General features: G+C 47.4%; 15 protein-coding genes. All 15 read right to left on the bottom strand.

Annotated elements, in window-relative coordinates:
* Positions 1–23: 23 nt before the first annotated feature.
* Positions 24–1,844 carry a VirB4 family type IV secretion system protein gene (locus tag KJS69_RS00270; protein WP_213581070.1) on the bottom strand — a complete coding sequence of 607 codons (1,821 nt, stop codon included), beginning with the start codon at positions 1,842–1,844 and terminating at the stop codon, positions 24–26.
* Positions 1,845–2,690: a C39 family peptidase gene (locus tag KJS69_RS00275; protein WP_024982798.1), complete on the bottom strand. Its 846-nt coding sequence runs from the start codon at positions 2,688–2,690 to the stop codon at positions 1,845–1,847.
* Positions 2,680–3,372, bottom strand: coding sequence for a TraC-like domain-containing protein (locus KJS69_RS00280; RefSeq protein ID WP_213581071.1), 693 nt, complete (start codon positions 3,370–3,372; stop codon positions 2,680–2,682). The genes KJS69_RS00275 and KJS69_RS00280 overlap by 11 nt, the downstream gene beginning before the upstream one ends.
* 26 nt (positions 3,373–3,398) lie before the next feature.
* A complete protein-coding gene (locus KJS69_RS00285) occupies positions 3,399–5,132 on the bottom strand; it encodes a DUF8193 domain-containing protein (protein ID WP_244862487.1) in 1,734 nt (577 codons plus the stop codon).
* A gap of 73 nt (positions 5,133–5,205) precedes the next feature.
* Positions 5,206–5,811: a DUF6550 family protein gene (locus tag KJS69_RS00290; RefSeq protein WP_213581072.1), complete on the bottom strand. Its 606-nt coding sequence runs from the start codon at positions 5,809–5,811 to the stop codon at positions 5,206–5,208.
* A gap of 113 nt (positions 5,812–5,924) precedes the next feature.
* Entirely contained in the window at positions 5,925–6,461 is a 537-nt protein-coding gene (locus KJS69_RS00295) for a hypothetical protein (protein ID WP_213581073.1), read from the bottom strand.
* On the bottom strand, positions 6,458–6,853 hold the full coding sequence (locus KJS69_RS00300) for a DUF4320 family protein (protein ID WP_213581074.1): 396 nt from the start codon (positions 6,851–6,853) through the stop codon (positions 6,458–6,460). Before KJS69_RS00300 ends, KJS69_RS00295 begins: the two co-directional genes overlap by 4 nt.
* A 15-nt stretch (positions 6,854–6,868) precedes the next feature.
* Entirely contained in the window at positions 6,869–7,741 is an 873-nt protein-coding gene (locus KJS69_RS00305) for a secretion protein F (protein WP_213581075.1), read from the bottom strand.
* Positions 7,742–7,754: 13 nt separating this feature from the next.
* Positions 7,755–8,519 carry a JAB domain-containing protein gene (locus KJS69_RS00310; RefSeq protein WP_024982805.1) on the bottom strand — a complete coding sequence of 255 codons (765 nt, stop codon included), beginning with the start codon at positions 8,517–8,519 and terminating at the stop codon, positions 7,755–7,757.
* A complete protein-coding gene (locus KJS69_RS00315; protein WP_213581076.1) occupies positions 8,503–8,802 on the bottom strand; it encodes a hypothetical protein in 300 nt (99 codons plus the stop codon). Before KJS69_RS00315 ends, KJS69_RS00310 begins: the two co-directional genes overlap by 17 nt.
* A gap of 25 nt (positions 8,803–8,827) precedes the next feature.
* Positions 8,828–9,760, bottom strand: a complete 933-nt coding sequence (locus KJS69_RS00320) for a hypothetical protein (protein ID WP_213581077.1) — start codon at positions 9,758–9,760, stop codon at positions 8,828–8,830.
* Entirely contained in the window at positions 9,757–11,103 is a 1,347-nt protein-coding gene (locus KJS69_RS00325; protein ID WP_213581078.1) for a CpaF/VirB11 family protein, read from the bottom strand. Before KJS69_RS00325 ends, KJS69_RS00320 begins: the two co-directional genes overlap by 4 nt.
* Positions 11,100–11,909, bottom strand: a complete 810-nt coding sequence (locus KJS69_RS00330; RefSeq protein WP_205510428.1) for a hypothetical protein — start codon at positions 11,907–11,909, stop codon at positions 11,100–11,102. Before KJS69_RS00330 ends, KJS69_RS00325 begins: the two co-directional genes overlap by 4 nt.
* Positions 11,902–12,657, bottom strand: a complete 756-nt coding sequence (gene cpaB / locus KJS69_RS00335) for a Flp pilus assembly protein CpaB (protein ID WP_213581079.1) — start codon at positions 12,655–12,657, stop codon at positions 11,902–11,904. Before cpaB ends, KJS69_RS00330 begins: the two co-directional genes overlap by 8 nt.
* A 12-nt stretch (positions 12,658–12,669) precedes the next feature.
* Entirely contained in the window at positions 12,670–13,095 is a 426-nt protein-coding gene (locus KJS69_RS00340) for a prepilin peptidase (protein ID WP_213581080.1), read from the bottom strand.
* Positions 13,096–13,106 lie beyond the last annotated feature (11 nt).

The raw sequence follows: 13,106 nt of genomic DNA on the forward strand, positions 1-13,106 counted from the left end.
GAGTTTCTTCTTTCGTTCCATCGTTATCGTCCGCCTGCCTTTCCCATGTAAGCAAACTTGTACTCAGGGATATCAAAATAAATGTGCAGCCGCTTGGAACCGATCATAAACAGGGCATGTCCTCGTTTCTTGCTGGCCAGTAGTTCTTCTTCGGCATCCGTAAGATTGTAAAGCTCTCGCGTCTCTTGCAAGTTCTTTCCGTCCGTACCCATGATAATCTTCATGCAGGGGATATCCAGAAGCGCCTGCCCGTACATCTTGACTTCCGGGGCGAGAAAGTCCACGACGCTGTGTGAAATAATCGCTAACCCGGATTCATATTTCCGAGCGCGTTTTTCCACATTTCGCAGGAAAACCAGGCTTTGGGGAACATTCGGGTCGATCATCAAGTAACATTCGTCGCAGATGAGCAACACCCGTTCCGTACGGTCTTTCGACATTTGCTCCCAACACCAGGAGAGCAGGTTGAAATACTGGGTTCGCTTAATATTGTCGGATGTATTTTGCAGTGTATGAGTATCCAAGCAGATACAGCGGGAATGGGTTTCAATGGTGCTATGTCCGTTCCATAAAAAAGAATCCCCGCCGTTTGCAATATCATAGAGCAGCAGGGATAGTTCTTTATAGACTTCGTCTTCGAGTGTCGATTCCTTATGGCGGATTAATTGGAACAGATCGGAGAAGGTGGGGAAGTCGGTATTTTTTAGTGCTGTAATATCTGTGGTCCAGGTAATGTGAAACTGGTTGTATAACTCAATCAGGCATTGCTTGAGTACCGCTTTTTGCATCATGGTCAAGTCAGGAATGTAAAGATTAAAGAAGATTTCAAGATTTTTCAGGTGTAGGGCCATATCTGACATTCCATTGCCTTCATCCTTATAAAGCGGGCTTTCTTCCCCCTCTTCATCACGGGGAGCGGGGCGAATTTGCAATGGGTTGATCATCCCGTTCGAGCCGCCACCAGCATTGATCCAATCGCCGTTTAAACTTTGGCATAGTTCTTTGTACTCCGACTCCGGATCAATGAAGATCAACTTGGTTCCCATAAAATACTCGCTGAGCGCGATATGTTTCACTGCTGTCGATTTTCCTACGCCCGCCACACCCATAATGACGAAATTGGAGTTGGTACGGTCATTGCCGCGAAGCCAGGTATCGACAATAACAAGTCCGCCGTGGCTGTCTTTGGCAAAATAGTAGCCATTCTCGTCGCTAAAACCGCTGCTGGCAAAGGGGAAGCCACCTACAAATGTACTCATCGGTACGATCCGATTGAGGATATTTGCAACCTGTTCGTTTCCCGGAAATGTGGGGGAGAGATGCTGAAATCCTTCTTTTTGCAAATTGGCCAACGTACGAACTTTACACTTTAACATACTCAGCTTATTTTCCATTCTGCGGCAAACACGGCTAAACCCTTTCTCGTCGTCAGCCAGCGGCATGACGGTAACATTCATCAAGCCTACGGTTTCTCCGTGCTGGTCGATCTGGAGCATAATTCGCTCGCCGTCATTAGCCGCTTTTTCCGCCCGCTGACGGGTGAGCGGATCCTTCGCGCTTTCAGCAGTGCCTCGATTCTGAATGATCGATTTGGAAATGGCCGAGATCAGAGCGCTGTTGTCGGTAGGTTGATAACCAATAGTGACGATGGTACTGGGAATGTTGGTCATTTTCGAGAGCCAACCGACATCGACCTTTTGCGGATACTGAATCACTCCATATACTTTTGCACTGTTTTCTCCGAGAACAAACCGATTGCGTTCAAACCCCAATCCGAGTGGAGTAATGACATTAAGCAACGAGGGATTCACTGATATTTCGCAATGCTCTTTTCGTTTTGCCATCTATGGGTTCACTCCTTGTTTGGAAAATATCCAGAAGGGACCGCCCGCGGCGGCATGCTGTCGAGCTTCTTTTAAGAAAATGTCGAGGTCCCATTCTTGTTCGCTGCGTTTTTTGCTGGCAGGATCGGCAACCAAGATTTTCCCTTCTTCCGTGACGCCGCGCAGTACGATAAAATGCCCGGATGAAGTGAAGTGCCCTTTGCCCATAATGGCAATCACCAATTTGCCGCTTGCCAAGGCATCCACAATTTTTTGTGCTTCCTTGGCGTTGCTGCCTTCCACTTGCAGACCAAAATGCTTGCCGCCTTCCGGGATCAGGCTGTGGTAACTGCCGTTGCCTTCTGCATAGTAACCGTTTTGATACGCCCAGTTTGCCATGGTGACCGGGTCGACCGTTTGGCCGGAAAGGGTGGATACCACCATGGCCAATGAGGTTGGGCCGCAACCGGCTACGCCAATCGTATCGCTGGTGCCGTACAATGTATTAGCCCATCGGGAATCCATTTGGTTGTAGTACACGACTTCGGTTTCACCCGATTTCAGGATGACACCCTCGTATTGCTGACCAAGACTTTCCCGGTACCCATCATCTGCTTCTTGCAGCAGCTGGGTGAAACCGTAGTCGGCTCTCATTTCCGTGACATAAGGCAATTCATTCGGTTTAAATAGGCTACCGAGAAATTGAAAGGGGGCGGTCAGAATTTGCAGAATCATGGCGATGAGGAGGAGGAAAGTGATGACAGGCGCAAGCACAAGCAGGAGGATTCGTTTACGGGCTTGTTCATCGGTGGCTATTTTTGCAGCAATTTGTGCAATGATTTTGGCTGTACCCGGATCAACGGCCATGTAATAGGCCCCCTTCCGTTAATAAGGGAATGACCGCATCTTGATCTGTCGTTTCCAGATGGGTATACCCCGGATTGTGAACCAGATTGCACAGCCGAACAATATCCTGTTGCTTCAGGATTTGGGTTTGTACTTGACAGTCTTCAAAATGTTGAGCCAGACTTTTAATACTTTGGAGCGATTCTCGTTCACCATCCGGTTCAAGGCGATTCCAGACAGATAGATAGAATTGGCGTTCAACCACTTCTCCAGAGAGCGCGAATGTGTTCATCTCCAATATTTCGTGTTTGAGCAATTCCTTTTGTTTGGGGTCGTCGGTATTCAATAATGAGGTCAATTGTGAGATGACGGGAGAGATATCAACTGGACGGCTAACCGCAATAAACTTGAACGGATACTGAACGGTGGAAAGCTCGGCGGTTAGCATATTGATGAAATGCTGTTTTTCATTCTTGCTGAGCAGGTCAATGCTAACGGGAAAAACTTTCAAAAAGCACAGCACCAAACCATCCAAGGTATACAAATAGTGTCCGCGAATATCTTTCACGTTGATAAATTCGTGGGCTGTTTGTTGTTTTGTATCAAATGTAGCTTTCTTTTTTCGGTTGCTCATGTTGAGATAAAAAAAGACTGCACCTCCGCCAACAAGGCAGAGGAGCAGCATGATAATCGGTAGCAGCATGGTTGTACCGCCTTTCCGGTTTCTGTTTATTTTTTGGGAGCAATATGCCAATCTGAATATAGATTTTCTTTGATTTGAATTTGGTCTGACACATTGACTTGCAACATTCCGTCAGGCGTCCAGGCATCGATAATTTCCGTATAGGGCTCATAGATTCCATCAGGAAACCAGATCGGCGTAAAATGGACCCTCCGGTTATAGGTCGAGTATTTATTGGGCTTTAGTTCAAAGGCCGCCTGATATCCGCCAGTGATTCGGTCGTACAATCGCCAGTAGGTGGAAAATTGGAATTCAGGAAAATAAGCTACAGCATGCTGGGCTCCGGTGATGTGTGAGGCGGGAGCATTGGAGGCAAGGGAAGTGTTGACATTCATTTGAATACCGTACCCGGATTTCATCGTTTTACCCGAAGCGGTGGGCACTTTATCGTCCGGCTTGACGGTATGGGTGGCCGATAAGGAAGCGATGTAGCTTGTCCAGTGATAATCCCACCAGCCTTGATCTTCCCAATGACCATGATCCACCCAGTAACCGCCGCCATCTCCGGTTCCGTGCCATACCCAATTCGATATCCAAACCCAGTTGGCATGCCAACTTGCTGACCAAACTCCCCATGAAGCCGTTGTTTTCTGAGGATGGGAAGGAAGAGTGGGGAGTTTGAAGGAATCGTTACGATCTGTGGCGGTGGGATTTGGCGGCGGGTTCTGATCAAGATCTACAATATTGGCCTGAATGGTGTGTTGACTTAACCTTCCTTGGCTCGTGCTTACATGAATCGTGACCATTTGTGGTGTACGAGGAGTTCGCCATTTAAACCAGACAACCTGGCTATCGCCTTCCGGAATGACGATGTCTGTTACGGTGTAGGAGCTGCCCATCACGGAGAAGGTGACTTGTGCAGGATCTTCAGGCGTAATCTGCTCTCCAGTTGATAGGAATACCGAGGTAATCACTTCGGTATCGGTCCGATATTCATATTCCGCATCGCTTTCAACAGGAGGCGGTGGAGGCAATTCTTTGAACCGTACAATGCCAAGACCGAGTGATGATATAATCTGGGCATTGCTTACACGGTCACTACTGGAGCCAGACCATGCAGGGAAACCCAGATCCGGCTTTTCCAGAAACATTGCCAGCGGCAAATTTTGATGAGTAAGACTGACCATTTTCGAACGTAATCCGCCGCTCAGGACTTGATCATATAGCGCCGCTTCGTGAGCGGTCATACCTACTTTGGAGCCTTGGAAAGTGAAGTAGGCAATAGGTTCGAGTAATAGACGGTAGTTCCCGTTGGTGAGGGTGTCAAAGTCGATTCCAGAAGATGAAGCGATACTGCGTATCACTTGCTCATCTGTGAAATAACTCTTGATGACTTCAATATTGGAAGGGGAACTGCCGGAACTAATGATTTTGGGAATGGGTTGCTTTGCTTTTATATAGATGTAGCCACCATTTTTCGGTGCTAAATTTGCTCCATTGCGATAGTGAATTTTACTGACTTTACCAAAGTGAAGAAGATTTTCAGGTATCGTTTTATTGGTATAGTCCATTGGGGTAGAAACTGGCATTTCATCGCTTGCACGGATGACAGTTATTCGAACCCCATCATCACCAGGGCTCCACTTGTTTTGCGAGTTACCTTGCCCCATGTCTCCTCCGCCATTATCGATATTGCCGTCACCCGTAGCGAATGCGGGTGTAGTAGTAGAGAGCATGCAAGCGATAATGAAGAAGCCAAGAATGTTGAATAGCCTTCGCAAGCCGAACACCTCCCATAAAAAAAGAGCACGCTATATTAGCCGCACTCTTTAACAAGATTTAATAGATTTTATTTTAATCCATACTGCCAATTTTATTGCCATTCTCGTACATATCTTTTGCCACGGTTTCCTGATTTGGTCCTTCCTGATCTACCCAACCAAAACCGGGAAACCATACCTGGCCTTTGCTATTTTTATCTCCGGATTTAGGTTCGCTATCTTTTTTTGCTGGCTGCGTCTCCTTCTCGTCATAAACAGGAGGAGTGGATTTATCCTGTGTAGCAGTTTTTGGTTTGGGTTTTGGCGGCTCCGTTGGTTTAGGTGCTTCCTTTGGAGTTGCAATAGGAACTTTCACATCTTCTTTTTTCGTTTCAGGTTGCAGCACTGGTGAATCGGTTACAGTTGGTTGATCTTTTATTTCAGGTACGATAACGGGAGAGGGTGACGGAGCCGTAGAAGATTCAAGTTGAGGATCTTTTATATCCACAATGTTATTGGATTGTTTCTCTTCCGTGTTAATTGCAACGGAAGCTGGCGTTGAATTCTCCGGGACATTGGCTACCGGCTCCTGCTCTTCTTTATTTGGTGAACCGATTATAAAAACTGCCAATAGAAGGCAGATAACGGATACTCCCGAGATTAGAATCAGCCATTTCGATTTGGATTTCGGATTAAACATCGCTACTCATCTCCTTTTTCTCAGAGTACAGTACAATAAACCAGTCATTCTCCTAAAATTATTGTACTGTATATATTTGTAAATCTCAACAAAACAGTGGTTGACACATGATTTCAAAACTTTGGCGTATATCCCGCTTTCACGGTCAAGGTGGATTTCATCGGGGGAAGGGCATGCCAGCCGAAGGAGAAGGGCACCTCAAGCGTAATCGTTCCTTCTGCTTCGAATTTTGAAACGGTACTGGGGGAAGCGGGAGCAAAGGGAGCGTTTTGAACAGAAATGTTAAGACCTGACACCGCAAATTCTTCTTCGGTACCGGCATACTTGATATGTTTGTTGCCTTGTACGGTAAGCCCAAGCGTTTGATCCAGGCGAGCATACACATCGCCGGTACTGAATTGTTCACTCCACGTATCCGCGGCGGTTAAGGTATAGCCGCCGGAATAGCCTTCCCGCAGCCCGTTATACACTTGCGCATAGTTTTCCGTAGCGACCGCAATGATGGAGCTTTGCACTGCATCCCGTACGCCGGAAGCGATAATGACAAGTCGCATATACTCAAATATGGCGCAGGAAATGATCAGGATCGCCAACACCGCAGCTATGACAAGCGGGTATCCGTTCCCGAATGTATTGCGAATGAACTTCATTTCCAATAGACCTCCGATCTTCCTGATGCCTTAGCTGTCAAGTCGATGGGGAAAGAACCAAAACTGCCGAACAACCCAATGTTCACCGTTACTTGCAAGGTGACAGTAACTTCTTCGTTGATTTGTACATTTCCCGTTTTGGACCAGGAAATGGTCGGATCAAGCCCGGTCTGGTTCTTTAACTGTATCGCGCGACTGCTTGTTTCCTGACCGACTCTGCCGGTGATTTCGGCTTCTCTGACCAATTCGTCGGCAAAACGGTCAAGCTGGTTTTTGGCGATAAACACAGGAAACACTTTCACCGCTAACGCGATACCGAGCATGACAACCAGAACAAGTACGACAACATCGATATAACCCTCGCCGCGTTTGCACCATAAACAATGCTGCATGCGCAACTCCTCCCTTCAAAACAGTTTGCCGAGGGCTTTCATAATTTCCATACCGATGATCACCAGATACATGAGCAAAAAGCACCCAAGCATATAAAAGGAATATTTGCGAATTTTGCCGGGACGCTTCATCGCGATCAGTTTCAATCGCTGAATTTCCAGCAGCTTAAAATCATGAGCCAGCATTTCAAAATAGACGACACCTTGGTCGCCCCGTTGTACAGCCAAAAGGCCGCGGACAATATCGGACAGCATCGTGCTGCCCATACGAGTCTCCAGTCGGGTTAATGCCGTCTCGTGATTGCCGCTTTTCATATCGGCTATCGTGATTTCCAGTTCGCTTGCCAAACTTTCTCCGGCGTTTTTTCGATACGTTTCCAGGATCAGCAAAACGTCTCGGGTCGCCTTCAACTCTTGTGCAATGGTAGCGGCAAAGCGGGGCAGTTCATACTCGATCTGCTCCCGCTTTTTGCGAATGACCCAGTCCGCGGATTGGATATCCTTGAAGTAGACACCAATTGCTAAAAACAGAAGCAAGGGAGAAAGCAAGGGGAAAATGAGCAAGCAGGGAATAATCGACAGGGCGACCAAGCCGGATTTGACGATGGCCTTGGCATAAAACGCGGCAGGCGTCATGCGGATCCCTGCCGATTTCAGTATGGCTTCGGTCTTTCTTCGTTTATAATCGCTTAGCGGAATGAGGGGAGTCAGGCGAGTTGAAAGTTCGGAAACAATCGCTTCAAGAAGTTGGCTTTTTCGCTTGAACGGCTTGGTTGCTTGCATGATGACACGCGTATCCGCCCATGTAGGCAACTTTAGCCATTCTGAGGCCAAAAAATAAGCTCCGGTTGCAAATAGCAGACCGAAGCTCACAATAATGCCGATCACAGGCTCACCTCCTTCATCGTTCAAATTCATCGTCTTCCCATGTGGTGTCGTGAGAACTAAAGTCATCCCAAGCAGCCGAATGGTTCTCATAAATGGCTTCGTTCACGCTTGTGTTCTCGGAACGAAGTATGATGCTCTCGTAATTTACTTTATCGTCGGAAGGCTGCGGCAATTGCCCCATCGCGGCCATGGAAGCATAGGTTCCGTTCGCGATAATCAAATGGTCCAACACGGAAATGTGCAATGGAGAGAAAATCGAAACAAGGCGCTCAGTCAGGATTTGGTCTTCCATACTGGGGCGAAGGGAACCGCCGGGGTGATTATGTGCCAAAATGATGGCGGCGCAGTCACAGTTTAATGCCGCTTTTAAAATCTCGCGGGGATAAACTTGGGCGAACCCGACGCTGCCTTCCGACATCACGCGTGACTCGATCAAATGGTTCCCATTGTCCAAAAACGCAACCATCAGTTTCTCTTTGTCTTTGACATGCCCCAATTGCGCGGCAAAAAACTTTCCGGCATCGTCGGGAGAACGGAACGGGCTCTTCCCCTGACTTTCTTCGAATCGGAGCAATTTGTAGGAAACGAGAAATTCGTTTAATAGATGGAGCTTTTCAAGCTGGCGCGGCGTGGATTCAATGACATAAGGGTGATCGAGAATATTGAACAGATTATGATCCCTGGCGTATTTTTGCAGTTTGTGGGTCGAAATTCCAGTCAGTGCAGATATCCCTTCAATAAAGTTGGAGGCATGAAGCGAGTTATAAGATGGTGTCATAGGGGTACCCCCAATCCTGCGGAACATCCCTGTTTTCCTGATCGGATTCATCCTTCAATTCTCCGGTTCCATAAAGGACAAGGCGCACGGCATGTAGCTTGTAACGCGTTTCTTCGGGCAGGTCCAGCTCATCCAATCGTTGAAAAAAGCCCCGCGTTCCGTATTTTTTCAATCCCCTTTGAATTTGGGCAGTAACTGAGGAAGGAGGGGAAAGGAGTCTTTCCAGAATTGCAGCGGTTCGTTGTAAGGTCGTTTCCATATCGCGAGAGTGTGATGTTGACATGTCAGTTCCTCCTTGCGAGTAGGTTTTATCTTTTATACTCGATCGGGCGTGTTAATCGAATGACCGCGGCCAGGGAGATGAACAGGGTTAGCGCACAAAGAGCAAAGACGAATTTGCCCGCCGCTGTATCGACCAACGTGTGAAACCAATCTTTGTTAAGAAAATACAGGAGCGGAATATTCCCGATCAAAAGCAGCGCCATCGTAATAAATTCTTTTAACGGTTCGTAAAGCAGATAGTCCAATTCAGCAGAGACGACACGCATATCGGAAAGTTTGGAAATGATCGGGGTAAGCGTCGTTTTGAGCGTGACGTCTTCCTGACAAGCCATGATTGCGTCGCACCATTCCTGAAAGACGCTATTGTTGATTTTGCTTTTTAGCTCTGTTAACGCTTGTTGCAGATTCGAGTTAATCAGCTTGGACTGGGCCAGAAAGGACAAAAACACATCCGAAACAGGTGGATTCAAATAACCGACGTTTTCCTCTACAGCGGACAGTATACTTTCACTGCGCAAGTAAGAGGTGGTGATGACCGAGAGAGCGGTTTCCAATTCGGCATTCAGACGTTTTTTGTAAAAGCTTGCGCTGAACAGTACGATCCAAAAAGGCAGAAGGGCAAAACCTATTGCGAGAACCGGCACCATAAACAAATTGCCAAAAGCCAGGGCCAATAGCGCACCAACCAAAAAGAGGGCAAGGGAAGCAATACAGACCTTTCCAAAGGATTCTTTCCTTCCCGTTTGTTCCAGCATCGTTTTGCCTTCATGAATCGTCAGCCGAATGCCTTTTATCTTTTTCGGATTCTGTACGGCTTTGATTTTTTTCCGCAAGGAAGGGTTCTTTTGAAAAGGAATGTGTCCGGCTACTTCACGCATCCATTCTGCGGGATTCCAGTTCAGAACAAGGAAAGAACCGGCAACGAGACCCATAAAGGCCATGATGAGCAATACGGTCATGTGGATTCGCCTCCCATCATTTGCTCAAGCAGATGGAGAGGCATCCCGTTTTCGAGCAGCCTTTTTTGCAAACTTGGCGATATATTTTGGACTTTTTCATAGGATCCGATAATCCGAATTTTCCCTTTTTCTATCGTATTGGAGGCCACGGCAAAGCGGAAAAGTGTGCGGATATTTCGGCTTCCATCCGGCAGAATTTCGCATTCGGTGATTTCCATCACCTTGCGGGAGTTATCCTCCAATTTCTTGGCAAACATGACAATCGGGAACGCCTCCGTCACAAGGTTATACAAGGTTTGGTCGCTCATATCGTATTTTTGTTTGCAGAGCGTAACCATTCGGTAATAGGTGGCAATGCAGGAATTGGCGTGTGTCGTTGTAATCACGGCATGGCCGGTACGGGCTGCTTCTTGCGCGGCGAAGGCCTCTGCCGATTTCATCTCCCCGACGCAGATGACATCAGGGTTGGCGGTAAGGGCATATTCGAGCAACTTCTCCTGGTCAATATTTTGCCTGCTATCTTCGCTGTACCGGGTAACGGTATGAACGACGTTATTTTGCACTTGCCCATTTTCATCTTCCACCACAAGATCGAACTCACGGGTGCCATTCTCAATGGTGAAAATTCGCTTGTCGTAAGGAATGGTCGATAACATCCAGCTCATCAAGGTCGTTTTCCCGCTGCCGGTGGCTCCGGTAACACAAATGGACAAGCCGTAGCGCAAACAAAGACTTACAAAATCCAGCATTTCCGCCGTAGCCGTTCCATTGTGAATGAAATCTTGTTTTCCCAATTTTTGTGGGTTAATAATCCGTATGGATGCGGCTACGCCTTTGTCCGAATCGGTGATCGGTGCGCCGAAAACCGTAATCCGAATATTGTTGGCCAGATGTCCACGGACGATCGGTTGTGAATGATCCAGGATCATCCCTGATTTGTGCAGCAGGCGTCTGACCACGTCGACGGCATGTTCCGGTGAGGTAAACCGTTCGGAAGCTGGGAGAATGTGCCCATCCGTATAGGTGATTTTGACATCTTTGTACCCGTTGATATTGATCTCCTCTACATCATGGGAAAACAAATACGGGGTAAGAAAAGAAAACTCCGCCATTTCCGCATATAACCGTTCCACCAGTTCGTCGAAAGAAAGTCCGTCTACACTCAAGCGATAATCCATGACATATTTGGTGGTATACGAAATGATCTGTTGTTTTTGTTCCTCGGCATTTCGGGAAATAAGCGTAGCGTATTTGCCGGAGAGATATTCTTGCACCTCTTTCAGTACTTCGGAAAATGGCTTTTTATTGCTACTTGCCGGATAAAATAACGTTGCCCCTTTCATGACCGCACTCCTTTGAACCTTTGTATCAAGCGCTGGATGAATGGTTGCTTATCTGCTTTCGAAGGATAGTCCATAAAACGTCCGGCTAATTTTTGAATGGCACTCAGGTAGGAACGGGCGTCTTTTCCTTCGCAAGCGTCCAATAACCGAGCCGAAACCGCTTGTTGTTCCACGATAGAGACAAAAGGCAGCAGGTGATGAATCCCCCCAAAGACATTGCTGTATTGAACACTGTCTTGTTTTGCTTTCACGTTGGAAAGAAGATGCAGATGACGATCTGTATGAAATCGGGAGTCACTCAGCAGTGGTAAATGGGAGGCAAAATAACTCAGGCTTTTCAGCGTGCATTCATGCACTCGCAAAACCTGATCAGCGACTTCAAGCGCGGCAACGGATAACGGATCGGCAGACAACACACTGGAGCAATCCACGATGACGACATCTGCAAGGTGTCGGCTCAAGGTGAAAAAATCCAGTGCTCTCTCTTTGGTATAGCTGGCATAGGTAAAGGCGTTATCGCCGTGAACATAGCCGATGAACGCCAGATGGGAAAAAGCTTTGCATGGAACGAGATGCTGGAAAATCTGTTCTTGCGATATCGACGGCAAACTGAGTAATCGGCCCAATGATTGTTCTTTTGCATGGACACCTGGCAGAAGGGTTGGAATCGAAGGGCATACCGAATCACAGAGGACAACCAGTACATTGATTTGCCTGGAGGCAAATTCCCGAGCCAGTTTTATGGAAGTTATCGTCTTTCCGCTGCCCGGACTGCCCCATACGGCAATGATTTGGTGATTATTCATGGACAGCCTCCTTATCTGGTGTAGACTTTTCGGAGAGAAAAGCATCCTGTTTGGCAATAAATGCTTGACCAGTGGTTTGATCTCCCCGATATACGAGAGCAGCGTGGAGTTGGCCTTTGACCTCTATGTCAGCAAGAAGTCGCGCTTGTATCGGCTGTACCAGCAGCGTGAGCGTAGAAGGCAACTGCTGCTTGTCATCGTCGGATTTATTTTGTGTGGATGCCTTTTCTTTGTCCACCCCGCTGCTTGTCGTTACGGCAAGCACTTCGACATATTGCAGTTCCGGCGGCATGGTCGTCGTTCTCATTTCCCCGTAATCGGAAGCGATCAGGGTAATAATGTCCCCGGATTGCAGTTTGCCCGATAGACCCGCTGCAAAACTTTTGATACTGATCGATATCGCTTGCTTACTTCCGTTCAAACGGTCCAAAAATTCTGCGAGCGGAACAGCGGATAGTTTCGTCGAGAGAATATAGTCTCCTTTTTGTAACACAGCAGCGGCATACTGTCCTATGACTGCATCCATCGATGTCAGCACATTGGACGGCAAGTTGTATGCCCCAACCTGGACGATTTCCAACTTTTCTTTGGTGATTTGTTCGCCTGTTGCGATGTCCTGCGTGACTCTGACGATTTCCGTCTGTGCCTGCAAGGATTGTTGAAACAGGGGCGTTAACCCAAAACAAATCAGGAGAGAAAGGACGATACAGCCAATCCCCAGCACGGTACGATTCTTAACCCATTGCAATTTGCATTCCTCCTAAGCTCTATGAATGATCCAAAACGCGATGATGCCGCCTACAGCCAAAAACGGCGCAAGCGGCATCGCTATATTTCGACTATTTTTGAAACAGGAAGTGGCAGATTGGAACAACCACCCGATCAAAGCCATTGAAAGTCCAATGATCGTTTGCAGAAATCCCCCGGAAACGCCTAAAACAAAGCCGCAAGCAGCCATCAGTTTTATATCTCCGCCGCCGATCCTCCCATGGGATAAAATCGCTGCTGCAAAAAAGGGAAGAGCGGTAACAAACAAACCTAATAGGGCAGGGAGCAGGGAGACTTGAATCAAACCGATAAATAAGATGCATGCCGGAAGCATATCCGGGATTTCCCGTTTTCGGATATCGGAAATACTTGCCCACAGCAGCAGACTGGCAAAGAGTATACCTTTTACTACCCACATTTTTTGAAACT

This window comes from Paenibacillus sp. J2TS4 (assembly GCF_018403245.1).
Classification (GTDB): Bacteria; Bacillota; Bacilli; order Paenibacillales; family NBRC-103111; genus Paenibacillus_L.